Below are 25,038 nucleotides of genomic sequence, written 5' to 3' on the forward strand. Positions count from 1 at the left end.
AATAAGAAGGGACGATCCAGAACAGCATGAACACAGCACCCGCTAAAGCGGGGTGGCGATTCAGACAGCCGAGTGTCATTCCGGGCTTCGGATTGACGCTCGGCTTCTCGCTTGCCTACCTCACGCTCATCATCCTCATCCCGCTTTCGGGGCTGGTCTGGCGTTCGGCAGCGCTTGGCTGGGCCGATTTCTGGGCGATCGCTGCCGACCGCCGCACCCTGAATGCTTTGAAGGTCAGCTTCGGCACCGCCTTCCTGGCCGCAGTCGTCAACGTCGTGTTCGGCACCATCGTCGCCTGGGTGCTGGTCCGCTACCGCTTCCCCGGGCGCCGCGTCGCCGATGCGATGGTCGATCTGCCCTTCGCGTTGCCGACGGCAGTCGCCGGCATCGCGCTCACCACGCTCTATGCACCGAATGGCTGGATCGGCCAGTTGCTCGCGCCGCTCGGCATCAAGGTCGCCTATACGCCGCTCGGCATCGTCATTGCGCTGGTGTTCATCGGCCTGCCTTTCGTCGTGCGCACGGTCCAGCCGATCATGGAAGAGATCGACAAGGAGATCGAGGAGGCAGCCGCCACATTGGGCGCCAGCCGCTTCCAGATCATCACCCGCGTGCTCTTCCCTGGCTTGGCGCCGGCCATCATCACCGGCTTCTCGCTCGCTTTCGCGCGCGGCGTCGGCGAATACGGCTCTGTGATCTTCATTGCCGGCAACCTGCCGTTCAAATCGGAGATCGCGCCGCTTCTGATCGTGATCAGGCTCGAGGAATACAACTACGAGGCGGCGACCGCGATCGCCGCGATCATGCTGGCGCTGTCCTTCGTGATGCTTCTGGTCGTCAATCTCGTCCAGACATGGAGCCGCAAGCGCTATGGCTGATCCCGAGATCAAATCCTACGAACCATACCGCCAGAGCCAGTCGGCCGCGGTGACCGAAAGCCGCCCCGTGAAGTCGGTGCTGATGGCAATCGCCTTTGCGTTCCTCGCCGTCTTCCTGCTTCTGCCGCTGATCGTCGTCTTCCACGAGGCGCTTGCCAAGGGCGTCGGCTCCTACACGGAAGCCCTTTCCAGTCCGGATACGCGATCAGCGATCCGCCTGACGCTGCTTGTGGCGGCGATCGCGGTGCCGCTCAACGTAATTTTCGGCATCTCGGCCGCCTGGGCGATCGCCAAGTTTGAGTTCAAGGGCAAGGCGTTTCTGACCACTCTGATCGACTTGCCCTTCTCGGTGTCGCCCGTCATTTCCGGCCTGGTCTATGTGCTGCTCTTCGGCGCGCAAGGGCTGCTCGGCGGATGGCTGAAGGCGCATGGCATCGTCATTCTCTTCGCCGTGCCCGGCATCGTGCTGGCGACCATCTTCGTCACCTTCCCCTTCGTCGCCCGCGAATTGATCCCGCTGATGCAGGAACAGGGCACCGGCGACGAGGAAGCCGCCCTTTCGCTCGGCGCCAACGGCTGGCAGGCTTTCTGGTATGTGACGCTGCCCAATGTCAAATGGGGACTGCTTTACGGCGTGCTTTTATGCAACGCGCGCGCCATGGGCGAGTTCGGCGCGGTGTCGGTCGTGTCGGGCCACATCCGCGGCCTCACCAACACCATGCCGCTGCATGTCGAAATCCTCTACAATGAGTACAACGCCGTCGGCGCCTTCGCCGTGGCCTCGCTGCTTGCCGGCCTGGCGCTGGTGACACTGGTCTTGAAAACACTTCTCGAGATGCGCTACGGCGCCGAGATCGCCGCGACGCGCGGACATTAGATGCATGTCACCCAAAAGCGTGTAGCGGTCTTGGGCGACATGCATCACCTAACTGAGGGGTCTCTATGGAAGTTCGCGTTGTCAACGTGCGTAAGGAGTTTGAGCGGTTTCCGGCGCTCCACGACGTGTCGCTCGACATCAGGTCGGGCGAGCTCATCGCGCTGCTTGGGCCATCCGGTTCCGGCAAGACGACCCTGCTCCGCCTGATCGCCGGCCTGGAGCGGCCGACCAAGGGCGCGGTCTTCTTCGGCGACGAGGACGCCTCGCAAAAGTCGATCCAGGAGCGCAATGTCGGTTTTGTCTTCCAGCACTACGCGCTGTTCCGCCACATGACGGTTGCCGATAATATCGGCTTCGGCCTCAAGGTCCGGCACGGCGCCAAAAGGCCGTCGGCACAGGAAATCCGCCGCCGTGCCTCGGAACTGCTCGACCTCGTCCAGCTATCGGGGCTGGAAAAGCGCTATCCGGCGCAGCTCTCCGGCGGCCAGCGCCAGCGCGTCGCTTTGGCCCGCGCCATGGCGATCGAGCCTAAGGTGCTTTTGCTCGACGAGCCGTTCGGCGCCCTTGACGCGCAGGTGCGCCGCGAGTTGCGGCGCTGGCTGCGCGAGATCCATGACGCCACCGGCCATACCACGGTCTTCGTCACCCACGACCAGGAGGAAGCGCTCGAGCTCGCCGACCGCGTCGTGGTGATGAGCCAGGGCCGCATCGAACAGGTCGGCACCGCCGACGAGATCTACGACACGCCGAACTCGCCTTTCGTCTACAGCTTCATCGGGGAATCGAGCTCGCTGCCGGTCAAGGTCGACAATGGCGAGGTTTGGATCGCCGACCGGCCGATCGGCCTGCAGGCGCCGCTCGCTGCCCCCGGCGAGGCCCTGCTCTATTTCCGCCCGCACGACGTCGAGCTGCTCGACGGCTGCAGCGGCTGCATCGCCGGCACGGTCGCCGCCAGCCGGCGCGTCGCCGGCACCAGGCGGGTCGAGCTCGAGGTCGGCGGCGAGCGCCAGCGCGTCGAGATCGAGCTGCCGGTCGACCACCCCGCGGCACAGAAAAGCCGGGTGGCCTTCAGGCCGCGGCGCTGGAAACTTTTTCCGGCTTCGTGACGCTTCGTTCTGCCTGCCGCTACCGGCGTTCGCCAGCGGTGCCGCGATGAATCTGCTTGGAAGAAAATCCTATTAAACGGCTGTTTGGGCGACGCTTTTTCCCGGCGTCCCCACTCCTCCCGCTGCGTGTGCCTCGTCGGGCCAGGCTTTCCCCACTATGGTCGTGCTATAGTCTCAATCCATTCTCAAGGGAGCCTATTTTCGTGAAGCGCTTATTGCTTGGCATCGCCACTTTCGCCGGCCTCGCCCTCGCTTCCTCCCAGGCCTGGTCGGCCGACAGGCTCCTGAACGCCTCCTACGACGTCGGCCGGGAATTGTTCGCCGAGGTCAACAAGGCCTTCATCGCTGAGCACCCCGGCGTGACTGTCGATCAGTCCCACGCCGGAACCTCGGCGCAGGCGCGCGCCATTGCCGAAGGCCTGGCCGCAGACGTCGTCACCTTCAACCAGGTTACCGACGTCGACTTCCTGGTCAAGAAGGGGCTGGTTTCAGCCGATTGGCAGAAGGATTTCCCGGACAACGCCTCGCCCTTCTATTCGCTGCCGTCCTTCCTGGTGCGCGCCGGCAATCCCAAGCACATCAAGGACTGGAACGATCTCGTGCGCGACGATGTGCAGGTGATCTTCCCCAACCCGAAGACTTCCGGAAATGCGCGCTACACCTATCTGGCGGCAACCGCCTACGCCAAGGAGGCCTTCAAGGGCGACGATGCCAAGGTGAAGGAATTCATCGCCAAGCTGTTCGCCAATGTGCCGATCTTCGACACAGGCGGCCGCGCCGCCACCACCACCTTCGTGCAGCGCGAGATCGGCGACGTGCTGATCACCTTCGAATCCGAAACGCGCGGCATCCGCAAGGAATATGGCGACGACAAGTTCGAGCAGGTCACGCCTTCGGTCAGCCTGCTGGCCGAGTTCCCGGTGGCGATCGTCGACAAGATCGCCGACGAGCACGGCAGCCGCGATCTCGCCAAGACCTATCTCGACTTCCTCTATTCAGCGGAAGGACAGGACATTGCCGCCCGCAACGGCCTGCGGGCCCGCGACGCGACGGTGGCCGCCAAATACAAAGCCGATTTTCCCGACGTCCGCCTGTTGACGGTGGACGAGGTCTTCGGCGGCTGGGACAAGGTGCAGAAAGAGCATTTCGCAGCCGGCGGCCTGCTCGACCAGGCCTACGGCAGCCGGTAGCTGCCTTATCGGAAAAAGTGCGGGAAGGCCGGCTTTTGCCGGCTTTCTTCATATCTGGCGCCGGCATCGGCTTGACGCCGAGATTATGGCAGCCAATGTGAAAAACGTTACGAAGAATCAACGCGTTTGTGCCTAAACCTGTGTTGACGAATTGTTGTGCCAAATCGCACTGCGCGGCCAAACTGTCATGATTTGCACACAAACAACCGCCAGATGCAGGGCGATTGGGGTTTGATGAACTGAATCGGGCATGCTGACCAAAAAAGGCAAATACGGCCTCAAGGCCCTCGTGCATCTTTCCAGCCTGCCGGTTGGCCAGCTTGCATTCGTCAACGACATAGCGGTCGCCAACAACATCCCGAAGAAGTTCCTGGATGCCATCCTGGGCGAATTGCGCAATGCCGGTTTCGTACAGAGCCGCAAGGGCAAGGAAGGCGGCTACCGCCTTGCAAGGCCCGCTTCCGAGATCAAGATCGGCCATGTCGTGCGCGTGCTCGACGGACCGCTGGCGCCGATCCCTTGCGCCAGCCGCACGCAATACCAGCGCTGCGAGGATTGCGACGAGGCGACGTGCCAGGTCCGCCACATGATGCTGGAGGTGCGCCAGGCAATCGCCGAGGTTCTCGACAATCGCAGCCTCGCCGCCATGCGCGACGCCGACAACGACGATTTCCCGGCCGAGCTGACGTCGCAGATCTGATCGCCCGGCCGCCGCCATCCCGTTGGTTGTCTGTCCGCGACAGACGCAGTAAAGCGGCTGACGGATGGGAACGAGGTCTGGGGGTATCCGACGCATGAGGCTGCCTTGGCTTGGCAAGTCCCGCAGGGCCAAACGGCAACCGTCATCCGCCAATATCTATCACACCGAGATCGTCGCCGACGTGCCGGTGCCCGAGCGTGGCGAAACCGTCCGCTTCTTCAGCCGCAAGCTCGTCCGCCCTGGCAAATTGCGCAGCTTCTCCAACAAGGATCTGCGCGAGAGCCTGCTCTTCTTGTTCTATCTCGCCGTGGCGGCGCTCCTGCCGGTCGCCTGGTGGACACCGGTCTGCGATTGGGTCTCGACGCTTCGGCGCAAGCGCTATTTTCACAAGGAATTCGCGCGCTATGACGTCGCGATCAAAGCGGTGCTCGGCGACGGCGTCGACACGCAAAGTCTTTTCAGGGGCCATCTCGCCGCCGCGCACCGCCGCCGCGTGATGCTTGCCGCCCATCTCGTTCCCCGCCGCTGGTCGCCGGCAATCCGGCTCGAAGGCGTCGACGGCTTGCGCGAGGCCCTGCAACGCGGCCGCGGCGCCATCGTCTGGTGCGATCAGTTCATCGCCCAGACCATCATGGGCAAGCGCGCCCTCTTCGAGGCCGGCATCGAAGCGCACCAGGTGAGCGTCAACTTCCACGGCTTTTCGGAAAGCAAATTCGGCCTGCATGTGATCAACAGGCCGCTGGTCGAGGTCGAGAACCGTTTCCTGAAGAGCCGCATCGTCTTCGAGCGCGCCGACGCCTACCAGGTCACCGCGCGCATCCAGAAGACGCTGAAGGAGAACGGCGTCGTGCTGATGACCAACACCATCCACGCGGGCTCCACCTTCACCGAAATCGCCATGGGCGAGCACGGCTGGACCCACCTCGCCTCGGCGCCGGCGAATTTCGCGGCGCGCGCAGGTGCTGCGCTGTTTGCCATGTCGACCCTGGAGACCGTGCCCTTCCGCGAATACCGGGCGATCGTCAGCCCCGAACTGAAGCCCAACGCTGCCCAACCGGCACCCACGCTGGTAAAGGACGTGGCGGCAAAGAACCTCGTCCTGCAGGCGGGCTACATCCTGCTCAAGCGCGACCGTCTGCTGGAAGCGGTCAAGTTATATCCCGAGCAGATGATGGCCTGGTCCGGCGCCAACCGGCTCACCGGGCAGCAGGATCAACCCGCGATCGGCGGCGACGCCGCCTAGCCAAGCAATTCCTTGACGATCGCGGCAACGGTCCGCGTCGCATCCACCGTTATCGCCAGCTCGTCCGTACCCGGCTCTTCCAGGGTCGCGAACTGGCTGTCGACCAGGCTCGCCGGCATGAAATGGCCTTTGCGGCCCGCGACCCGCCGCCAGGCGGTCTCGCGATCGATCTTGAGATAGAGGAAGACGATGCCGGGGCAAAAGCCGCGCAGCCGGTCGCGGTAGCTGCGCTTCAGCGCCGAGCAGGCCGCCACCGCCTTCTGCCCGTCGGCGACGGAGGCCGCGATGCGCTCGCCGATGGCGTCGAGCCAGCCCTCGCGCAACGCATCCGTCAGGGGCTCGCCACGCGCCATGCGCGCCACGTTTTCCGGCGGATGCAGTCGATCGCCTTCGATGAAGAGCGCGCTCAGCTCTTTGGCCAGCGCCTCGCCGACGACCGTCTTGCCGCAGCCGGCTACCCCCATCACGACGATGGCCGGCGCCGACCGGATGTCGTTCAATCTTTCATCCACGATCAGCGACTTGCCGGCGCGCGGCCATAGAGCAGGAGCATGGCGACGATCACGACGCCGTAGATGATCTGCCGCCCGGCCTCCGGCATCTGCATGACCGAGAGGATCGATTGCAGCAGCGTGATCAGGATCACGCCGGCGACGGTTCCGAGATAGGAGCCGCGCCCGCCGAGGATCGAAGTGCCGCCGAGCACCACCGCGGCGATCGACGGCAGGAGATAGGCATCGCCCATCGACTGCGCGGCCTTCGACGCATAGCCCGCAAGGAGCACCCCGCCAAACGCTGAAAGCCCGCCGGACACGGCAAAGGCGATCATCACCACGCGGCGTGTGTCGATGCCGGACAGATAGGCGGCGCGCTCGCGGTTGCCGATGCCGTAGACGGCGCGGCCGAAGCTGCTGCGTGTCAGCACGAAAACCATAGCAGCTCCTATCAGCGCCCAGATGATCACGGCGTTCGGCACCCCGGGAATGGTAAAGCCGGTTGCAAGGTAGCGCATCGCGGCCGTCGCCGAATCCTGCGGCGAGAACCCGCCCGTATAGACCACCATCAGCCCTTGCGCGACGGCATTGGTGGCCAAAGTGATGATCATCGAGGGGATGCGCAGGTAAGCGACGCCGATGCCGTTGACGACGCCGATCGCGATCCCGCACAGGATACCGAACGGGATGGCGAGAGCCACGCCGACCGGACCATAGGCCGCGGCCGCGCAGGCCATCATGGCGCCGGTCGCCACGGCCCACGGCACGGACAGGTCGATCTGGCCGAGCAGGATCACCAGCATCATGCCGGTGGCGATCACGCCGAGGAACGAGGCGACCTTCAGCTGCTGCAGAAGATATTCCGGCGACAGGAAGCTGCGCGAATAGAGGCTGCCGACCAGAAGCAGGATCACGATGCAGGCAAAGGCGGTGACCACTGCCGGATCGGCGCGGCGGATGAATTTCGGCATGCGGCCGGCGATGCCGCCAAGCGTCGTTTCGCTCACAGGAACCACTCCAGCCGGTTGCGCACCCTGAACAGCGCGAAGGCGCCGAGGCTGACCGCGATCAACAGGATAACGCCCTGGAACAACGGCTGCCAGAGCGGATCGAAATCGAAGACGAACAGGAGATCGCCGATGGTGCGGAAGGCGAGCGCCCCGAAGATCGCGCCGATGGCGCTGCCCTTGCCACCGAACAGCGACACGCCGCCGAGCACGACGGCCGCAATGGAAAACAGCGTGTAGGCATTGCCGCTCGCATAGGCGGCTTCGCCCGTATAGGTGAAGAAGGTCAAGAACAGACCTCCGATCGCGGCGAGCAGCCCGGCAAGCGCATACGCAAGGAACTTGCCCCTGCGGATCGGCACGCCCGACATATAGGCCGCCGTCTCGGAGGAGCCCGCGGCATAGGCCGCGCGGCCGAGTTCGGAGCGGCTGAACGGCACCCAGACAATGAGCACGACGACGAACAGCGCCACGAAGCTCGCCGGCACGACGCCGAAGAAGCGCCCGGTCAGGAGATCGGCAAGATCTTCATTGACCGAACCGCCGGGAACCGGTCGCAGCAGCAGCGCAAGCCCGAAATAGACGGCACCTGTGGCAATCGTCGCCACGATAGGCTGCAAGCGACCGTAGATGACGATCGCGCCGTTGACCGCCCCGCAGATGAGCCCGGTGCCGAGCACGGCCACCACGCCGAATGCGGTTTCGAGTCCGGGGCCGATCACCAGCCAGGAAGCCATGCAGTTGGTGAGCGTGAAGATCATGCCGACCGACAGGTCGATGCCGGCGGTGATCACCACCAGCGTCTGCGCCATGGCGACGAAGGCAAGCAGCACGCCCTTGTTGGCTGCCGTCTGCACGACATTGGCGGTGAAGCCTGCCGGATGGTTCGCGCTGTAGATCGCGAACATGGCGATGAAGATGGCGAACGCGAGCAATGTTCCGCGCTGCTCGGCCAGCCAATAGCGCCAATCCTTCACGCGCCCTCTCCTTGCCTTGGCCCGGAACCTTCGCCGTGGATGTTGAGCGCGCTGGCGATCAGCGCATGCTCGGTGATCTCGGCACCGACGAGCTCACGCTTGATGGCGCCGTCATAGAGAACAAGCACGCGGTCGCAGCAGCCGATCAGCTCGTCATAGTCGGTCGAGTAGAACAGGATCGCGGCGCCCGCGTCGGCCAGCTTGCGCATCAGCTGGTAGAGCTCCTGCTTGGTCCCGACATCGATGCCGCGCGTCGGGTCGTTGAGCAGGATGATGCGAGGTTGCCGCATCAGCCATTTGGCGATCACCACCTTCTGCTGGTTGCCGCCGGAGAGCGCGCCGACCGGGATATCGAGGCCCGCCGTCTTGATGGCCAGCAACCCGACCATGTCGTCGATCAGCCGCTGTTCCGCCGCGCGGTCGATGACGCCCGCTTTCGACAGCCTGTCGAGCGCGGCGAAGGACAGGTTCTCGCGCACCGTCATCGGCAGCATCAGCCCTTCCGTCTTGCGGTCCTCCGGGATCAGCGCCATGCCGACGCGATCGTCGCTCGCGGCGGAAGGGCTGGCGATCGAAACCGGCTTGCCGTCGACCAAGATCTGTCCGGAAAGGCCACGCAGCACGCCGAAGAAGGCAAGCAGCAGTTCGCGTTGGCCCTGGCCATCGAGACCGCCAAGCCCGACGACCTCGCCGGCCCCGATCGACAAGGAGATATTGTCCAGCCGATCGCTCCAGGAGAGATTACGCGCCTGAAGCACCGGAATCGCGCCGGACGGCGGCCTGGCCGGCTTTGGCGGGAAGATGTGACTGTATTCCCGGCCGATCATCAGTTCGACCACCTCGTTGTCGCTCTTCGATCCGGCCACGTAGCTCGCGACATTGCGGCCGTTGCGAAACACCGTGCACTGGTCGGCAAGCTCGGCGATCTCGTTCATGCGATGGGAGATGTAGAGCAGCGCCAGCCCCTCCTCGCGCAGCCGCTTGAGCACGCCGAATATCTTGGCGACGTCGGTCGCCGTCAGCGCCGAGGTCGCTTCGTCGAGGATCAGGATGCGCGGCTTCCTGGCCAGCGCCTTGGCGATCTCGACCATCTGCCGGCGCGACAGCGGCAGATCCTTGACCAGGGCCAGCGGGTGGATATCGGAGGCGCCGGCGCGCGCCAGCGCCTCTTCAGCGATGCGCCGCTGCGCCTTGCGGTCGATCATGCCGAAGCGTTTCGGCGGATCGGAAATGACGATGTTGTCGGCGACGCTGAGCTCCGGGATGAGCGACAGCTCCTGGAAGATGCAGACGATGCCGGCCTGGTTGGCGGCGGCTGGCGAGGCGAAAGTCACCTCGCGGCCATCCAGTGTCATTGTGCCTTCGTCCGGCGCGACAACGCCGGCCATGACCTTGATCAGGGTTGATTTGCCGGCGCCGTTTTCGCCGAGAATGGCGTGAATGCTGCCGGCCGTCACCGTGAGGTCGGCCTTTTCCAGGGCCCGAACGCCGCCATAGCGCTTGGATATGCCCTCCATGTGGAAGAGCGGAGCCGCGCCGTCCATCAGCCCTCCCCAGGCCGGTTTGCGATTTGGTCGGCGCCGCGGCTCTCCCGCGGCGCCGGTTGCTCAGGCTACTTGTTTTCCTTGGTCTGGCCCATGATTTCCTGCGCGGTGAAATTGATGCCGCAGGTCGGGAAGGAATTGCCGACGAAGAAATTGTCGGACTGGTCGGGGAAGAAGTCCTGGCCCGCCTTGAAGTTCGGATCCTCGACGATGGCCAAAGGCAGCTTGACCGACTGCGGCACGACATTGCCTTCGAGCGCGGAGATCGCGGTCTTGATGGCGACCGCGACCTGGGCCGGGCCGGTGCCGGCCGAAGAGCATTTCAGCCCATCGCCTGCATGCGCCGCGCAGAATTTGCGGAAGCCGTTTTCCGTCTCGCCGCCGAACGGCACGAACGGATGCTTGGCGTCGATCATCGCCTGCACGATGCCGGTGTCGCCGCCCTGCCCGGTGATGCCGTCGAACGGTCCGCTGGTGGCGATCGCGTCGGCCGTCGCCTTCTGCGCGACGCCGTCGTCCCACTTGCCGACGACCTCGGTGACATCCCACTTCTTGCCGGATCCATCGAGCACCTCGTGGATGCCGTTGTGGCGGTCGGTGTCGACGGAGGTACCGGCAACGCCGCGCACCTCGAGCACCTTGCCGCCATTCGGCACGTGCGCGACCAGCCACTTGCCCCACAACTCGCCGAGGCCCTTCTGGTCGACATTGACGTTGATGGCGTCCTTGGTGTCGAGGATGTTGTCGAAGGCGACGAGAATGACGCCGGCTTCCTTGGCGCGCTTGATGACCGGTCCGAACGCCGTCGGATTCTGGGCATTGACGACGATCGCGTCGAAGCCGGAATCGATGAAGTTGTTGATCGCCGAAATCTGCGCCGGCACATCCTCGCCGGTCGACACCACCTTGAATTCCTTCAGCTTCTTGGCGACGTCCGGTTGCGCGGCATAGGCCTTGGCCGTCTGGATCATCTGGATGCGCCAGGTGTTGGCGATATAGCCGTTGGCGAGCGCGATGCGGTACGGCCCATCCTTCTTCGGATATTTGAAGAACTGTGTGTCGGCCGCCCACGGCGCGAAGCAGTCCGGCTCGGCCGACGGGCCTTTGACGATTTCCGGATCGGCGATCGCCGAAGAACTCAGCATGACGAATGCAGTGGCGGCAATGACGCCGCCAACGAATGACTTGATCATCGGTATTCCTCCCAGTTGCAGTTCTGCTTGTCGATGAATTCCGCGCTGTCGGCCGGCACCCTCACGCCAGTCCGATGCGCTTGCGAGGTGACTTGCGCCGTCCCTCTTCCCTCCCCCTCCCGCCCCTCCAAGCGGCTTACAAAACTATCATATTATCCATAATAAACAAGCATGAGCTGTTACTTATGTATAATAAACAGCCTTGCTGTTCCCAATCGCATATTTGGCGGAAAATATGGTAGCGCTACCATTTTGCAGTGTAAACCGGCATTCGCACAGTCGCCGCTGCGTGTTTCAACGTGCGGTGCTCTCGCGGCGTATGAGCTCGAAACCGAGGTCGACAACCCGCTGCTGCGGCCTCTGGCCTGCGATCGCGGCAAGCGCCATCGCCACTGCCCGGCGGCCGATTTCGTAGCGATGCGTGCGAACGCTGGTGACCGAAGGGAACGCCGCCTGCATCATATCGAGGTCGTTGAAGCCGACGATGCCGATTGTCTTCGGCACCGCGATCGCCGCACGGCGGCATTCGAACAGAACGCCAAGCGCGATATCGTCATTGTTGCAGAAGACGCCGTCGAGCGACGGCATCTTGGCCAGCGAATCGCGCAAAAGCTCGCGGCCGAGGCTCACGCTGGACAAGAGCGGCGTGGTGGTGACCAGGCGCGGATCGAACAAGCCGGCCGCCTCCATCGCCGCGCGATAGCCGGCAAGGCGCCGTTGCGAACGCGGATCCATGCGCGCGCCGATGAAGGCGATCCGCCGGTAGCCCATTTCGATCAAGTGATCGGTGGCCGTCCGGCCGCCGTCGAAATGCGAGAAACCGACCAGCATGTCGACGGGATCGGGTCCGGTTTCCATCACTTGCACCACCGGGCAGCCGGCCGTCTCCAGCAGCTTTCGCGACAGCGGCGTCTGGTCGATCCCGGCCACGATCAGCGCCGCCGGGCGCTGCAGGGCAAATACCTGCAGCAGCCGCTCTTCCTCCAGGCCCGAGTAATGCGTGTTGCCGAGCTGGATGCGGAACGGGCTGTCCGACAGGCTGTCATAGATGCCGCGCACCACTTCGGCAAAGACGTTGTTGGTAAGCGAGGGCACCAGCACGCCGAAGACCTCCGCGCGCGCCGAGGCCAATGCCCGCGCGTTGGGGTCCGGCACATAGCCGAGCTCGTCGACAGCGGCCTGTATCTGCCGGCGCAGATCTTCCGAAACCCGCCCGGGCTCGCGCAAGGCGCGGGAAACGGTGATTGCGCCGACGCCGGCCTTGCGCGCCACGTCGGCGATTGTGGGGCGGCCGCCGCCACGCCGCGAGCGCGGCTTGGTCACAGCCCCGTCCTCGTACGCTCGATGTGCCCTCTCGAAAAGACGATCGACATCCGTGTCATCGCGCCGCCCGGCCTGTTTCGCCTCCGTCTGGGTCGCGCAGGCTCCGGCTGTTGTCAAGCGGACGGGGAAGCAGGTCGTCCGTCGCAACCACGGCGAGGAAACCCGATCCGATGCGCTGGTCACATCCGCCGCCAACATGAGGGGGCAGCCTAGCGGCCTCACCCAGAAAGCGGCCCCTGATCGATCAGACCGCCCTCGCCTGATCAGCCGTAAGCGCCAGTTCCCGCGTGCCGGAGACGATGATCTCCAGGACCTCGTGCTCGTCGGTGTTCCTGACGTGACGGTCGCCGACATTCTCGCCGCGCTTGAGCACCATGACACGGTCGCCTACGGCGAAAATGTCGACCAGCCGATGCGAGATGATGATTTGGGCAACGCCCTGCCTTTTCAGTTCCAGCATGGTCTCGAGGAGTCGCTCGGTCGCCATCACCGAGAGATTGGCGGTCGGTTCGTCGAGGATCACGACGCGTGGCTCGAACGAAATCGCGCGGGCAATCGCTACCGATTGCTGGCGGCCGCCCGACAGGCTCTCGACCTTCTGGAAAACGGAGTTCACGTCGACCTTGAGCCGCTTCAGCACGCTGTCGGCTTCCGCGTACATCTTGCGGCGATTGACAAAAGGGCCTTTGCGCGGCCAGCGGCCGAGAAAGATGTTCTGACCGACATCCATGTTCCCGCAAAGCGCGAAATCCTGGTAGATCATCTCGATGCCGGCATCGCGGCTCTCATGCGGACTCTTGAAGTGCACCGGTTGGCCGGCGACGACGATTTCGCCGGCATCGCGCTGATAAGCGCCGGTCAGGATCTTCATGAGCGTCGACTTGCCGGCCGAGTTGTCGCCGACCAGCCCAAGGATCTCACCCGGATAGAGCACCAGATCGACCTTGCGAAGCGCCTGCACGGCTCCGAAGGCCTTTTCGATGCCGCGCATTTCCACAATCGGTTGAGGCAGAGCAGCGTCAGGCATCGGCAATTTCCGGGGTTCGTGCGCGTCGCGCGAGGCGGGTTCGCAGGCGACCGAAGAGGTTGGCCTGGCGCACCCAGATGTCGATCAGCACTGCCGCGATGAGTATGACGCCAATGAAGACGTTGATCCAATGCTGCGGCATGCTGAAGCCCTGGACATTGAGCTGCAGGAGCGACCGAACCAGAGTGATCACGGCTGCACCGGCCAGCGAACCCAGCATGGTGCCGTAGCCGCCGAAGATCGACCCACCGCCGATGATCACGGACGCTATGGCGTCGAGTTCGCGGAACTGGCCTGCTACGGGGTTGAAGCTTCGGAAATAGGCGACGTTGATGATCCCGGCCATCGTCGCGCAGAACGCCGACAGCATGAGCGAGATGAAGCGCGCCCGGCTGGTGTTGATGCCGGCATAGGCGGCGGCGCGGATGTTGCCGCCGGTTGCATAGACCTTTTGCCCGAACGGCGTATAGGCGAGCACGATGCCGGCAATCAGGGCGACGAAGATCATCCAGACCGTCTGCACGCTGACCGCCTCGGCCAGTGTTTTGAGGATGCCATCCGGAAGCACGATGTGGAAGTGAAGGAGGATGTCGTTCACCTTGCGGCCGAGCAAATTGTAGCCCTCCGGCCAGCCGGTAAGCTGCTGGCCGGCCACGAACCACGCCGCGAGGCCGCGGGCGATGTAAAACATGCCAAGCGTTGCGATGAAGGCCGGGAGTTTCAAGCCGACGGCGACGACGGCGTTGACGAGGCCGGCGAGCATTCCGGCAAGCAGGCCCATCGCGACAGCCGTGACGGGGTCGGCGCCCAGGACCTTCAGGAAATAGGCCGCCGCGCTGCCGGCGAGCGCCAGGACGGCTCCGACGGAGAGGTCGATATCGCCGGCCGCGATGACGTAGGTAAGCCCGACCGTGATCAACGCCAGCTCGGTATAGTTGAGCAGGATCGCGAAAGTGTTGGACAGGTTCCACCAGTAATCCGGCCTCAGCAAAAGACCCGTGAGCCACAGCACCACGGTCAGGATGACGGCGAGGGCATCGCGCCGGGCGAGGAACTTGCCGAACCCGGTCGCCGACAGCGCGATGTCGGTCGCCATTGCGCCCTTGGTCACCACGCCCTCGAGCGCGACGCCGCCGATCTCGAAGGCCGGCGGCGGCGGCCTGCCGCGCAGCCACGCCCAGAGGCGTGCCGCGACCTGACGGCGGATGAGGTAAGGTTCAATCAGCACGGCGATGACGAGCAGCAGCCCGAGGAAGACCGGCACCGCGCCGACCGGCAGGGAATAGACGGCGTTGACCGTCACCTCCTCCTCGCCGATCTTGATGGTGCGCGTGATCGGCAAACCCTCGCGCAGCACCTTGTCGAGCAGAACGACCAGCGTGGCGCCGAGGCAGGACCCGGCGACGCGGCCGCGGCCGCCGAGAATGGAAGCGCCGCCGATGATCACCGCGGCGATGACGGTCAGTTCGCCGCTAACGCCGTAAAGCGGGGTCACGCCCTTGTCCTGAGCGGCCGACAGGAGGCCGGCAACGGTGGCGCAGAGCGACGAGAGCAGATAGGCGCGGATGCGCACCCAGTTCGTCGGTATGCCGGCATAGACCGCTGCCTGCTCGTTGCCGCCCGTCGCAAAGGTCTCGTAGCCCCAGCGGGTGTTGGCGAGCACGTAGGCGCCGATCACCGCAACGACCGCGAAGATCGCGATCTGGTTGTTGAAGCCGAGGACGTTCGTCTCGCCGAGATGGAAGAAGAGCGGGGCCTCCTTCGCTTTGCCTGGATAGTAGATCGCCTGGCCGTGCGTCAGGGCGAGGACGAAGCCGCGGCCGATCAAAAGCGTGGTCAAGGTGGCGATGAACGCCGGCACTTTTAGGATGGTAACGAGCACGCCGTTGACGAGGCCGATCGCCATGCCAAGCAGGACGCAGACGACCACCGACGTGACGATGTCGAGATCGGCGAAGCTTGGCGCGAACAGCCTGGCAAAAACGACGGCCACAAGGCCGTAGATGGAGCCGACCGAAAGGTCGAGGTCCTTGTTGATGATGACGAAGGTCATTCCGACGGCGATGATGGCGACCCGCGAGGTGTCGCGAAGCAGTGCATGGAACGCCTCGGGCGAGCCGAAGAACGTCGGATTGACGGCAGCGCCGCCGAGATAGATCAGCGCCAGCAGGGCAAGCAATCCCATTTCCCAGCCGCCGACGAGCTGGGAGGGAAGGCGACGAGCGAGAGCTTCAGCGGGCATTTTTTGGTGAAAGGGTTCCGAAGGCCAAAAATGCGCGGGAGGATACCAGCCCTCCCGCGCCGGGTTCAGGATCGCTTCGACATTCAGTTCTCGAAACGCTTGCCGACCTTTCCAACAGTCTCCTGCGTCACGAGTTGGGCGCGCGTGTCGAGATTGGCGGCCGCGATGCCACGATCGATCTGCAGATAGAGTTGCATGACCGGATAGAAGCCCTGCAGGAAGGGCTGCTGTCCGAGCGCGCCGGTCAGGTCGCCGCTCTTCAACGCATCCTGCTGCGCCGGACCGAGGTCGAAGCCATAGGCACAGATTTTTCCGGTCTTTCCGGTCTGGGCGACGGCCTTAACCAACGCCGGCGTGAAAACGTTGTTACCGGCGAAGGCGCCGACGACGTCACCACGCGATTCGAACAGCGTCACGATGCCGTTGACCGGATCGTTCGGATTGGTGTCGATACCTGTGTTCTCGGGACCTGCATCGACCTTGAAGGCCTCGAGCTTACCAGCGGCCTTCAGGCCTTTGACGACCGCGTTGAACGCCGAGGTGACGCGATTGTTTACCTCGATGTTGCCCATTGCGGTCGAAGACGGGAATACGATCGAGCCCTTCTCGATGCCCTTGTCGGTCAGGCACTTGACAAGCGCCTCGCCGGCGATCGCCGCGGCGGAGGCGTCCTGGCCAGTGTGGCTGATGCCGCTGCGGTCGAGGATCGTGCCGTCGAAGGAATTGGTGGTTGCTACCGGTATGCCCTTGGCCTCGGCGGCCTTGACGATGTCGTTATAGGCGCCGACCTGGGGCGTTGTCATGATCAGCCCGTCGATCGTCGGGTCCTGCACGATCTGGTTCAGGATTTCGATCTCGCGTGCAGGGTCGTCGGTCGGAGATTCCGAGCCGAGCAGCAGTATCTTGGCGCCGATCAGATTGCCGGCGGCGGTCGCGCCGACATAGACCGGATCGAAGAAGCCGTTGCCGGCTGTGTGAGTCACGATCGCGAAAGTGAGATGGCCATCGGCCGAATGGAAGTCCTTGGTGGTGGGGGCCTCCTTGGCGGCTTCCTCGAAGCTGTAGCCGCCGACTGCTTTCTGGACGCCGCCGGACTGAGCGAAGGCGGAGGGCACGCCGAACAACAACGCCGCGGCGCATGCCGCGAGCGGGAAAGTACGTCTCATGATTATCCTCCCTTGCATTCAACGGGCGGAAGCCGTTCGAGCGCATTTATTCAGGGGATTTTCCGAGTGCTTCCTCCCACTTCGCAATATTCCGCCCAAAGCCTGTCCAAGTAAATAGTCTGCTGCGTCCAGTGTTCGGGCGCGACGTCACGCGAAAAAAACGCGGACGAGTTCGGCCGTCGCCCCGCAGCCCTCCCCTTGCGCTGGTAGACCTCCTTGCAATGGCCGGTTGAGGAGCCGGTTGACAATCATTTGCGGCCTCTCCAACCCTGATGTATTTTAGCGATTGATAATATGATGAAAAGGCCTCTGTCGCGACGGCTTTTCTCTTGTCCTGTCTCGGCAGATTGCATGCTCTCGGACGGACCTTGAAATCGCAATTCTTTTGGTAGCTCGGTAACACCGGTTAGGGATTTGCCATGCTCCGGCTTTGCGGGTTCTTCGCAGCCTTCATCCTCGCGAGCTTCACGAGCTTCGACGATTCCGCCGGTCGAAAAGCCGCCTTTGTGCCCGGCAATTTCGCCAACCGGGGAATCCCGGCCAAGGGTGCCGAGGACATATCCGATAGGTTTCGGCTGGCCCGTTTCGACCTTTTCGCCGCGCGCAATCTCACCAGGCGGCAATTCGAAGACCGATCCATCGAGGAGGCCACCGGGCAGGGCCATGTGCGCGCCCGCTTCGGACTCGGTTCGACGGCCGCGGTGGGAACGCGGACGGCCATCGACGACAGGCAGCCGGCCGACGCTTTCCGCATGGCCGCGATAGACGAGAGGAATCCCAATGGCACGACGTCCCGGGGTCGCGCCCTGTTCAATGGCTACGGCGATATGCGGCGACTTTCCTGCAAAAGCGCACCTCAGACGATTACCGGCGATCAGCGGGACTTCCCGATTTCCGCATCCGTTAGTCTCGATCGATCTCTGAGCGCAAAAGATATTTCTGGAACTCTGGCCGCCTCATATCCCTGGATTATTTTGGACCATGCAACCATCCATTTGCCAAACCTGGGCGTGACAGCTAACTTCTTACGGTTCTGCAAGCTTGAATTTCGTCATGGATCGAAGATAGTTGTTGGCGATAGCGATTTGTTTCTGCTGAGCAACCATATTGTTTCCGCGGGCGGAACGATTGCAGGTCTGGATTCCAATGGAACCGAGGATGCTGCCGCACCTGTTCCGGTAAGTGGTGTCGGCGCAAGCGGAACGCCTGGAAAAGCCGGTGCTTCATCCAGCTCGGTTCTGATTGCCGTTGTGGTTCAACTCGACGGCTCTCTTGCGATAGAGCTCGATGGAGCACACGGGGGAAACGGGGGTGCAGGTGGGCCGGCGGCCGTCGGCGCAGATGCTGGCATCGGTGACTCTGATCCTTCATTCGACTGTCGGCGCGACCTGGAGGAAAGCGGTTTTGCAGGCATGCAGGGGGGCACGGGCGGAAATGGCGGATTGGGTGGCAATGCAGGCAGCCTGCAAGTCTTCCGACTTGAAGAAACCATATTTCCGACCGGTGCGATCGCGTATTCGGGACGGGGCGGCCCTGGGGGCACCGGCGGGCAAGGAGGCCCAGGCGTGGACGCCGGCTCAGGCGGTGCTCAGACGACGTATTGCTACGGCGGCAATTCTACCTCAAAGGGACCGCCAGGCGCCAACGGGCCAAATGGTCTGTCGGGAATAGCTGGACTCGACGGAATCTACCGGAATTCAACAGTGACTGAAGAAGATATCGTCAACTTCTTCTGATTTGCTTGAAGCCTATCGAGGCGCGCCGCGACTGGTGTCGCACAGCCTTCGCCCCATTCAAGCGGAGCCTTGCAGTTCGCGCTACATCAGGCCAGCGCTTCTGCACTTCGCCTCGCCTTCCACATAAGGAGCAAAATGGCGGTGAGATTGACCAGGTTCCAGGCGATGCCGTTGAGGAACGCGGCGGCGTAGGAGCCTGTGAGATCGTAGATCCAGCCCGACATCCAGCCGCCGACCGCCATGCCGAAGATGGTCGCCATCAAGACGATGCCGACGCGCTGGCCGGCTTCCCTGGCCGGCATGTAGTCGCGCACGATGATCGCATAACAGGGCACGATCCCGCCTTGCGAGAGGCCGAAGATGAGCGAGACGACATAGAGCGAGGCGAGCCCGTCGAAGGGGATATAGAAGAGCAGCGACACGCATTGCAGCGCCGAGCCGATGAGCAGCGTCTTCACCGCGCCGATGCGATCGGCGAGAAAACCCGATCCGATGCGGCTGACGACGCCCGCCGCCAGCATGATCGACAGCATGTCGGCGCCACGCGCGACGCCATAGCCGAGATCCATGCAATAGGCGACGATGTGCACCTGCGGCATCGACATCGCCATGCAGCAACCGAAGCCGGCGACGACCAGCAGCATTTGCAGCGCTGACGGCGACAATGAGATCGGCTGAACCGGCCGGCTGCCGGACGAGCCGGCGGTCTCGCGCGGCGCGCCGCGCCGCAGCATCAGCACCAGCGGCGCCATGGTCACGAGGCAGAACACGCCGATCGCCGCATAGGCGAAACGCCAGCCTTCACCTCCCATGATGTAGGGGATCACAATCGGCCAAACCGCACCGGCCAGATAGCTGCCGGAGGCGGCGGCCGTCACGGCGACCCCGCGGCGGCGGTTGAACCAATGCGAAATATCCGCGATCAGCGGCCCGAAGATCGCCGAGGTGCCGAGGCCGATCAACAGCCCCTGGACAAGGGTGAAGCCGATGATCGACGTGGTGAGCGACGCGAGAAGAAAGCCCGCGCTCAGCGCCGCCGCGGAGGCGAGTGCCGGTATCCAATAACCCATACGATCGATGGCGCGCCCGACCAGCACATTGCCGGCGGCAAAGCCTACCATGGTCGCGGTGTAAGGCATGGATGCAGCCGCGCGATCGATGCCGAACTCGGCCTGTACGGCGGGCAGAACCACGACCACCGACCACATGCCGGCGCCACCGATCGTCGCCAGCAGCAAGGAAATGCCGAGCCGCATCCAGGCATAGAAGCTGTCGATGCCGGCGCCGTTTGCCGCGTTTCCGGGGATTGTCGTCAAGGCGTTTCCTGTCCGCGATTCTTCCAGATCGGGCGGTTTCAGCCCAGTATCGGTGCATTTCCTGCGCCGAGCAGCGCCACGACGGACAAATCCGTGGCTCCAGCAACCGGGAACCGGCCCTGCCGCCCCGAGTTGTGTCCATGGAAGGAGCTTCACCATGACCGCTAAAAAGAAATGGTCGGCCGAGGTGACCGAGCACAGCGATGCGCTGGACCTCGAAGATCACGTCTTCGAATCCGACGATGCCAAGAAGATCGCCGCCTCGCTCAAGCGCTCGGCCGAGCATAGCCACCGTCGCAAGGCGGAGCCGTTCCGGTCCGCGATGTCGATGCTGAATTTCTACATCAACCGCGCCGGCAGGAACCTGCCGGAGCAGCGCAAGCGGGTGCTGGAAAGGGCGAAGGACGAACTGCGCGTCGCCTTCGGGCGCGAAAAGCAGGACTAAGGCGGCATCAGCGAACAATTGGATCGAAACATGACGGCTGGGGTGGATGGTATAGTTCCAGTCGCCGTGAAAGTTACGTGGCCGGGATCATCTGGACGGCGCGGCGAAATTCATGCTACCGCCGCTTGCGGCTGGAGAAGTTCCGTGGCGGCAGATGGAAGTCCGCGCTGAGGCGACCCGCAGATAGATCCTCTCACCTGATCTGTGCAAACCTGCCAGTTCCCGTCACCCATAGCGGAAGGCGTAGTCAATGACGCTCGAATGCATAAATCCCAACGATCTGCCGATTCCTGAAATGTACACCCAGGTCGTCATCGCGACAGGAAGCAAATTGGTGTTCGTATCGGGCCAGCAGCCGGAAGACATACACGGCAAGCTGGTCGGCCTCGGTGATTTCGCGGCCCAGGCGCGCCTGACGTTTGGCAATCTTGGCCGTGCGCTTGCCGCCGCCGGCGCCCGGCCAGAGGAAGTCTGCAAGATCACAATTTACGTCGTCGACTATAATCGCGACGAACATGTGCCGATCATCGAAAAGGCCCAGAAGGCGCTTTTCGGAGGTCACAAGCCCGCAAACGTGGTGGTCGGGGTAGCGGTTATGTCCCCAGGCTACCTGATAGAAGTCGATGCGATCGCGGTCATCGACCGCACCACAGACGGCTAATGGATGTCGCCCAGAAGTGTGCAGCGGTTCTGGGACAACGACATGCGTCAAAACAAAGGCTTAAAGCGCGTCGCCTGAATCCGTTTCAGCGCGACGCGCTTTAAGGCGGCATCCGCGAACAACGCCTGGGTTTGTTCGGGTCAGGCCGGCATCACCTGAATATCGGCCGGCCTTTAACGCGAGCGGATGACGTCGTCGGTGTTGGCAAGCAGCTTGCGCACCGCGTTGCGCGCCGCGTCCGGCCGCTGCAGCCGGATGTTCCTCTCGATCGCTTCGTGCAGTTTCTGGGCGTGCTGCAGATCGTCCAGTTCGCGTGTCGTGTAGGCGAAGAGATGGTCGAAGGCGGATTCGATCAGGACGCCGAGCGGCACCAGGAGGTCGTTGCCCGAGGCCCTAAGGATGGCAAGATGGAAACGCGTGTCGGCGCGGGTGCGCTCCTGCAGGTTGGTCGCCTCGCCCATTTCGCGGCAGGCCTGGCTGATCTCCGCCATCTGCTCGTCGGTGCGCCGCATCGCGGCAAAAGCCGTCGCTTCCGGCTCGATAATGTGGCGGAACTCCTGCACCGTTCGCAGAAAGACTTCTCGGTCGGGCGAGGTCGCGTACCAGGCGAGCACATCGCGGTCGAGCAGGTTCCAGCGCTCTTTCGGCTCCACCCAGCTGCCGATCTTGGGCCGCGACGCCAGAAGGCTCTTGGCCATCAGCATCTTGATCGCCTCGCGCACCGCCGAGCGGCTGACGTCGAAGGTTTCCGACCATTTCGCTTCGTTGGGCAGGATGGTGCCCGGCGGATAGTCGCCGCGCACGATCCGAAGGCCGATTTCGCTGGCCAAAGAGGTATGCACGCTGGCGCCAGGGATGCGCGGCGAATTGGGCCGGCGAGCACCGGCCGGACGCTCGGCAGATGCCGCTGTCGTCGGCCTATTTTCGTTGTTCGGCTTCGCGTCCCGCATATATCCAGAAAGTCCGGTTTTCAGAAGCTGTCAAGCACGGCAAGCCAGCTTTGCCGCAAAGCGCGCGGATGTGCACAGCTCAACCAGCGTTTGTCTCCTCTAATACCGTCTTGACGTATTTGCGCCAGCTGTGCTCGGGCCGGAAGCCCAGCACCTCCCTCGCCTTGCGGTTCGACAGCAGCGTCTCGAATTCACCGAGCTCGGCTTTCACCGGCACGCCCGGATAAAACCGCTTCAGGAGTTCTGCCGTCGGCAGGTCGGACGAGGTGTCGTCATTGGCTGCATTGAACACCTGATAGCCCAGCCCGTCCTTCTCGATGGCGCGCAACGTGATCTGGCCGAGATCGCGGGCGTCGATGTAGCTCCAGGCGATGCGCTTGCGGAACCCCGGATCGGCGAACCATTTTGGGAACAGCGCATATTCATGCGGCTCGATGACGTTGCCGATGCGCAGCGCATAGATGTCGAAGCCGCTGCGCAGCGCAAAAGCGCGCGCGGTCTTCTCGTTGACGATCTTCGACAGCGCGTAGCTGTCCATCGGATCGACGTCATAGTCCTCGTCGAGCGGAAAATGCGTCGGATTGCGCGGCTCGTTGGCAAAGACGAGGCCGTAGGTCGTCTCGCTGGAGGCGACGATCACCTTGCGGATGCCGAGCTTCACCGCCGCCTCGATGACATTGTAGGTGCCCATCGCATTGATGCGGAACACCTCGTTGTCGGGCGTGATCATGATGCGCGGGATGGCGGCGAAATGGACCACGGCATCGACCGGCTGCGCCCGCAGCGACGGGTCGAACTCATGCAGCCCCGCATAGCTCGACAGCGCGTTGAACACCTGGCCGCTGTCGGTGATGTCGGTGATCAAAGTGCGCACCTTCGGGTTGTCGAGCGGCCTGGTGTCGATATTGAGCACCTGGCAGCCATGCTCGACCAGATACTGCACGACATGGCGGCCGGCCTTGCCGCTGCCGCCGGTGAACATGATCCGCTTCGTCATTTTGCTCTCCACATTGCCCAGGAATTATGTGTATTGTCAGACAATATGGCGCTCCGCAATCGCCTGCCAACCGCGATCCGCGAAAACCTTCTCCAGCAATCGCTCGCCGGCCGGTCGCGCCGGCCCCGATCATCAGACAAAGACAGGGACGAAACGACATGACCACCACCGCTGCCCGCGAGAACATCGGTTTCATCGGTCTCGGGCTGATGGGGCACGGCATCGCCAAGAACATCGTCGACAAGGGTTATCCGCTCACCTTCCTCGGCCGCAAGAACCGCAAGCCGGCGGAGGATCTGCTTGGCCGCGGCGCCAAGGAAGCGACGACCTCGCGCGACGTGGCGGCGGCGTCCGACATCGTCTTCATTTGCGTCACCGGCTCACGCGAGGTGGAAGCCATCATCCGCGGGGCCGGCGGGCTCAAGGAAGGCTTGAAGAAGGGCTCGGTCGTCGTCGACTGCTCGACTTCAGATCCGGTCTCGACCGTGGCTTTAGCCGCCGAGCTCAACGCGCTTGGTGTTGATTATGTTGACGCTCCGCTCAGCCGCACGCCGAAGGAGGCCTGGGAAGGCACGCTCGACGCCATGGTCGGCGCCCCCGACGCGGTGTTCGCACGTGTGAAGCCGGTGATCGAAACCTGGGCCGGTCGCATCGTCCATATCGGCGACACCGGCGACGGCCACCGCATGAAATTGCTCAACAACTTCATTTCGCTGGGCTATGCCGCAATCTATTCAGAAGCGCTGGCCCTGGCGCAGAAGGTCGGCATCTCGCCGCCGCGCTTCGACAGCGTGATCCGCAACGGCCGCATGGATTGCGGCTTCTACCAGACCTTCATGCGCTGGACGCTGGACGGCGATCGCGACGCGCACAAATTCTCGATCGCCAATGCCTTCAAGGATCTGACCTATCTGGAATCGATGGCGGGCGCCGCCGGCATTGCCAATCCGCTCGGCAACGCCACCAAGAACTCGTTCGCGACCGCCTTCGCCGCGGGGCCGGCCGAGCAGTATGTGCCGATGCTCGCCACGCATATCGGCAAGCTCAACGGCGTCGACCTGATGCCTTCGAAGGATGGCGTTAAGCAGAAGATCTGATTCGCCGCCGGCGCTTCCCTCTCACCGCCGCGACAGCTCTATCACCTCGTCGGTGTTGGCGAGCAGCTTGTGCACCGCGCTTCTGGCGGCCGCCGGGCGCTGCAGGCGGATGTTCCGCTCGATCGCCTCGTGCAGGGACTGAGCCCGCCGCTGGTCGCTGTGCTCGCGCGTGACGAAGACGAAGAGATGGTCGAGCGCCGATTCGATCAGCACGCCGAGCGGCACCAGCAGCTCGTTGCCGGAAGCGCGCAGGATGGCGAGGTGAAACCGGGTGTCGGCGCGCGTGCGCTCCTGTATATGCGCCGCTTCACCCATCTCGCGGCAGGCCAGGCTGATCTCGACCATCTGCTCGTCGGAGCGCCGCATCGCCGCGAAGGCGGCAGCCTCCGGTTCGATGATGTGGCGGAACTCCTGCACCGTCCTCAGGAACACCTCGCGGTCGGGCGAGGTCGCGTACCAGGCGAGCACGTCGCGGTCGAGCAGGTTCCAACGCTCTCGCGGCTCGACCCAGCTGCCGATCTTCGGCCGCGACGCCAGCAGGCTCTTGGCCATCAGCATCTTGATCGCCTCGCGCACCGCCGAGCGGCTGACGTTGAAGGTTTGCGACCATTTGGCTTCATTGGGCAGGATGGTGCCGGGCGGATAGTCGCCGCGCACGATCCTCAGCCCGATCTCGCCGGCGAGCGATGCATGCACGCTGAGACCGGAGATCCGCGTCGCCTCAGGCCCGCGTATGACGACCGCCGCTGGCTCGGCTAAGCGCTTCGCTGACTTTTCCCGTGGCATCCGCGTTCGGTGCCTCCTGTCGCGAGCCCCAAGACGCCCGCAAAACTCTGCCGGACAAGAAATTCTGGGCGCGGAAAAGTCTT

General features: G+C 63.5%; 23 protein-coding genes. 10 read left to right on the forward strand and 13 right to left on the reverse strand.

What is annotated here, in order from left to right; translation table 11 throughout:
* The first annotated feature begins 26 nt into the window (after positions 1–26).
* The 6 genes from cysT (at position 27) to AC4FWB_RS07465 (ending at position 5,994) form a co-directional block, all read left to right on the forward strand.
* The gene (gene cysT, locus AC4FWB_RS07440; RefSeq protein ID WP_491025290.1) at positions 27–878 is read left to right on the forward strand and encodes a sulfate ABC transporter permease subunit CysT; all 852 of its coding nucleotides are present in this window, start codon (positions 27–29) and stop codon (positions 876–878) included.
* Positions 871–1,755, forward strand: a complete 885-nt coding sequence (gene cysW, locus AC4FWB_RS07445) for a sulfate ABC transporter permease subunit CysW (protein ID WP_491025291.1) — start codon at positions 871–873, stop codon at positions 1,753–1,755. The genes cysT and cysW overlap by 8 nt, the downstream gene beginning before the upstream one ends.
* Before the next feature lie 65 nt (positions 1,756–1,820).
* A complete protein-coding gene (locus AC4FWB_RS07450) occupies positions 1,821–2,861 on the forward strand; it encodes a sulfate/molybdate ABC transporter ATP-binding protein (protein WP_491025292.1) in 1,041 nt (346 codons plus the stop codon).
* A 203-nt stretch (positions 2,862–3,064) separates the two neighbouring features.
* Complete coding sequence (locus AC4FWB_RS07455) at positions 3,065–4,051, forward strand: sulfate ABC transporter substrate-binding protein (protein WP_491025294.1); 987 nt, start codon at positions 3,065–3,067, stop codon at positions 4,049–4,051.
* Positions 4,052–4,301: 250 nt separating this feature from the next.
* Positions 4,302–4,751, forward strand: coding sequence for an RrF2 family transcriptional regulator (locus tag AC4FWB_RS07460; RefSeq protein ID WP_491025295.1), 450 nt, complete (start codon positions 4,302–4,304; stop codon positions 4,749–4,751).
* Positions 4,752–4,845: 94 nt separating this feature from the next.
* On the forward strand, positions 4,846–5,994 hold the full coding sequence (locus AC4FWB_RS07465) for a hypothetical protein (protein WP_491025296.1): 1,149 nt from the start codon (positions 4,846–4,848) through the stop codon (positions 5,992–5,994).
* Here AC4FWB_RS07465 and AC4FWB_RS07470 read toward each other — a convergent pair.
* The 9 genes from AC4FWB_RS07470 to AC4FWB_RS07510 form a co-directional block, all read right to left on the reverse strand.
* On the reverse strand, positions 5,991–6,458 hold the full coding sequence (locus tag AC4FWB_RS07470; protein ID WP_491025570.1) for a gluconokinase: 468 nt from the start codon (positions 6,456–6,458) through the stop codon (positions 5,991–5,993). The genes AC4FWB_RS07465 and AC4FWB_RS07470 overlap by 4 nt on opposite strands.
* A gap of 50 nt (positions 6,459–6,508) precedes the next feature.
* Positions 6,509–7,495, reverse strand: coding sequence for an ABC transporter permease (locus AC4FWB_RS07475; RefSeq protein WP_491025297.1), 987 nt, complete (start codon positions 7,493–7,495; stop codon positions 6,509–6,511).
* Entirely contained in the window at positions 7,492–8,472 is a 981-nt protein-coding gene (locus AC4FWB_RS07480; RefSeq protein WP_491025298.1) for an ABC transporter permease, read from the reverse strand. Before AC4FWB_RS07480 ends, AC4FWB_RS07475 begins: the two co-directional genes overlap by 4 nt.
* Complete coding sequence (locus AC4FWB_RS07485; RefSeq protein WP_491025300.1) at positions 8,469–10,016, reverse strand: sugar ABC transporter ATP-binding protein; 1,548 nt, start codon at positions 10,014–10,016, stop codon at positions 8,469–8,471. The genes AC4FWB_RS07480 and AC4FWB_RS07485 overlap by 4 nt, the downstream gene beginning before the upstream one ends.
* A 68-nt stretch (positions 10,017–10,084) precedes the next feature.
* Complete coding sequence (locus tag AC4FWB_RS07490) at positions 10,085–11,209, reverse strand: sugar ABC transporter substrate-binding protein (RefSeq protein WP_491025302.1); 1,125 nt, start codon at positions 11,207–11,209, stop codon at positions 10,085–10,087.
* A gap of 294 nt (positions 11,210–11,503) precedes the next feature.
* Entirely contained in the window at positions 11,504–12,532 is a 1,029-nt protein-coding gene (gene gntR / locus AC4FWB_RS07495) for an HTH-type transcriptional regulator GntR (protein ID WP_491025304.1), read from the reverse strand.
* 244 nt (positions 12,533–12,776) lie between these two features.
* Positions 12,777–13,559 (reverse strand): ATP-binding cassette domain-containing protein, encoded by a 783-nt coding sequence (locus AC4FWB_RS07500; RefSeq protein WP_491025305.1) that lies wholly within the window; start codon positions 13,557–13,559, stop codon positions 12,777–12,779.
* Positions 13,552–15,801, reverse strand: coding sequence for an ABC transporter permease (locus AC4FWB_RS07505; protein WP_491025306.1), 2,250 nt, complete (start codon positions 15,799–15,801; stop codon positions 13,552–13,554). The genes AC4FWB_RS07500 and AC4FWB_RS07505 overlap by 8 nt, the downstream gene beginning before the upstream one ends.
* Before the next feature lie 83 nt (positions 15,802–15,884).
* The gene (locus AC4FWB_RS07510) at positions 15,885–16,967 is read right to left on the reverse strand and encodes a substrate-binding domain-containing protein (RefSeq protein ID WP_491025307.1); all 1,083 of its coding nucleotides are present in this window, start codon (positions 16,965–16,967) and stop codon (positions 15,885–15,887) included.
* A gap of 419 nt (positions 16,968–17,386) precedes the next feature.
* Between AC4FWB_RS07510 and AC4FWB_RS07515 the strand changes: the two genes are divergently transcribed.
* Complete coding sequence (locus AC4FWB_RS07515; protein ID WP_491025308.1) at positions 17,387–18,703, forward strand: hypothetical protein; 1,317 nt, start codon at positions 17,387–17,389, stop codon at positions 18,701–18,703.
* Between the two features lie 86 nt (positions 18,704–18,789).
* Here AC4FWB_RS07515 and AC4FWB_RS07520 read toward each other — a convergent pair whose 3' ends face one another.
* Entirely contained in the window at positions 18,790–19,959 is a 1,170-nt protein-coding gene (locus AC4FWB_RS07520) for an MFS transporter (protein WP_491025571.1), read from the reverse strand.
* A gap of 217 nt (positions 19,960–20,176) precedes the next feature.
* Here AC4FWB_RS07520 and AC4FWB_RS07525 point away from each other — a divergent pair, with 217 nt between their 5' ends.
* Positions 20,177–20,464 (forward strand): DUF3175 domain-containing protein, encoded by a 288-nt coding sequence (locus AC4FWB_RS07525; RefSeq protein WP_491025309.1) that lies wholly within the window; start codon positions 20,177–20,179, stop codon positions 20,462–20,464.
* A 250-nt stretch (positions 20,465–20,714) separates the two neighbouring features.
* Positions 20,715–21,125 carry a RidA family protein gene (locus tag AC4FWB_RS07530; RefSeq protein ID WP_491025310.1) on the forward strand — a complete coding sequence of 137 codons (411 nt, stop codon included), beginning with the start codon at positions 20,715–20,717 and terminating at the stop codon, positions 21,123–21,125.
* A gap of 173 nt (positions 21,126–21,298) precedes the next feature.
* Here AC4FWB_RS07530 and AC4FWB_RS07535 read toward each other — a convergent pair whose 3' ends face one another.
* Together AC4FWB_RS07535 and AC4FWB_RS07540 are read right to left on the reverse strand one after the other, a co-directional pair.
* Positions 21,299–22,075: a FadR/GntR family transcriptional regulator gene (locus AC4FWB_RS07535; RefSeq protein ID WP_491025311.1), complete on the reverse strand. Its 777-nt coding sequence runs from the start codon at positions 22,073–22,075 to the stop codon at positions 21,299–21,301.
* Between the two features lie 79 nt (positions 22,076–22,154).
* Positions 22,155–23,072, reverse strand: a complete 918-nt coding sequence (locus tag AC4FWB_RS07540) for an NAD-dependent epimerase/dehydratase family protein (RefSeq protein WP_491025312.1) — start codon at positions 23,070–23,072, stop codon at positions 22,155–22,157.
* A gap of 158 nt (positions 23,073–23,230) precedes the next feature.
* On the opposite strand from AC4FWB_RS07540, the gene AC4FWB_RS07545 reads away from it, so the two are divergent.
* Positions 23,231–24,169 carry an NAD(P)-dependent oxidoreductase gene (locus AC4FWB_RS07545; protein WP_491025313.1) on the forward strand — a complete coding sequence of 313 codons (939 nt, stop codon included), beginning with the start codon at positions 23,231–23,233 and terminating at the stop codon, positions 24,167–24,169.
* A 21-nt stretch (positions 24,170–24,190) separates the two neighbouring features.
* Here the strand turns inward: AC4FWB_RS07545 and AC4FWB_RS07550 are convergent, their stop codons facing one another.
* On the reverse strand, positions 24,191–24,955 hold the full coding sequence (locus tag AC4FWB_RS07550; protein WP_491025314.1) for a FadR/GntR family transcriptional regulator: 765 nt from the start codon (positions 24,953–24,955) through the stop codon (positions 24,191–24,193).
* Positions 24,956–25,038 lie beyond the last annotated feature (83 nt).

Source organism: Mesorhizobium sp. LEGMi-168a, assembly GCF_058312955.1.

Coding starts and splice junctions, on each gene's coding strand:
- cysT (WP_491025290.1), top strand. CDS start 27: ATGAACACAGCACCCGCTAAAGCGGGGTGGCGATTCAGACAGCCGAGT.
- cysW (WP_491025291.1), top strand. CDS start 871: ATGGCTGATCCCGAGATCAAATCCTACGAACCATACCGCCAGAGCCAG.
- AC4FWB_RS07450 (WP_491025292.1), top strand. CDS start 1,821: ATGGAAGTTCGCGTTGTCAACGTGCGTAAGGAGTTTGAGCGGTTTCCG.
- AC4FWB_RS07460 (WP_491025295.1), top strand. CDS start 4,302: ATGCTGACCAAAAAAGGCAAATACGGCCTCAAGGCCCTCGTGCATCTT.
- AC4FWB_RS07465 (WP_491025296.1), top strand. CDS start 4,846: ATGAGGCTGCCTTGGCTTGGCAAGTCCCGCAGGGCCAAACGGCAACCG.
- AC4FWB_RS07470 (WP_491025570.1), bottom strand. CDS start 6,458: ATGGGGGTAGCCGGCTGCGGCAAGACGGTCGTCGGCGAGGCGCTGGCC.
- AC4FWB_RS07485 (WP_491025300.1), bottom strand. CDS start 10,016: ATGGACGGCGCGGCTCCGCTCTTCCACATGGAGGGCATATCCAAGCGC.
- AC4FWB_RS07490 (WP_491025302.1), bottom strand. CDS start 11,209: ATGATCAAGTCATTCGTTGGCGGCGTCATTGCCGCCACTGCATTCGTC.
- AC4FWB_RS07500 (WP_491025305.1), bottom strand. CDS start 13,559: ATGCCTGACGCTGCTCTGCCTCAACCGATTGTGGAAATGCGCGGCATC.
- AC4FWB_RS07505 (WP_491025306.1), bottom strand. CDS start 15,801: ATGCCCGCTGAAGCTCTCGCTCGTCGCCTTCCCTCCCAGCTCGTCGGC.
- AC4FWB_RS07510 (WP_491025307.1), bottom strand. CDS start 16,967: ATGAGACGTACTTTCCCGCTCGCGGCATGCGCCGCGGCGTTGTTGTTC.
- AC4FWB_RS07515 (WP_491025308.1), top strand. CDS start 17,387: ATGCTCCGGCTTTGCGGGTTCTTCGCAGCCTTCATCCTCGCGAGCTTC.
- AC4FWB_RS07520 (WP_491025571.1), bottom strand. CDS start 19,959: ATGCGGCTCGGCATTTCCTTGCTGCTGGCGACGATCGGTGGCGCCGGC.
- AC4FWB_RS07525 (WP_491025309.1), top strand. CDS start 20,177: ATGACCGCTAAAAAGAAATGGTCGGCCGAGGTGACCGAGCACAGCGAT.
- AC4FWB_RS07530 (WP_491025310.1), top strand. CDS start 20,715: ATGACGCTCGAATGCATAAATCCCAACGATCTGCCGATTCCTGAAATG.
- AC4FWB_RS07535 (WP_491025311.1), bottom strand. CDS start 22,075: ATGCGGGACGCGAAGCCGAACAACGAAAATAGGCCGACGACAGCGGCA.
- AC4FWB_RS07540 (WP_491025312.1), bottom strand. CDS start 23,072: ATGACGAAGCGGATCATGTTCACCGGCGGCAGCGGCAAGGCCGGCCGC.
- AC4FWB_RS07545 (WP_491025313.1), top strand. CDS start 23,231: ATGACCACCACCGCTGCCCGCGAGAACATCGGTTTCATCGGTCTCGGG.
- AC4FWB_RS07550 (WP_491025314.1), bottom strand. CDS start 24,955: ATGCCACGGGAAAAGTCAGCGAAGCGCTTAGCCGAGCCAGCGGCGGTC.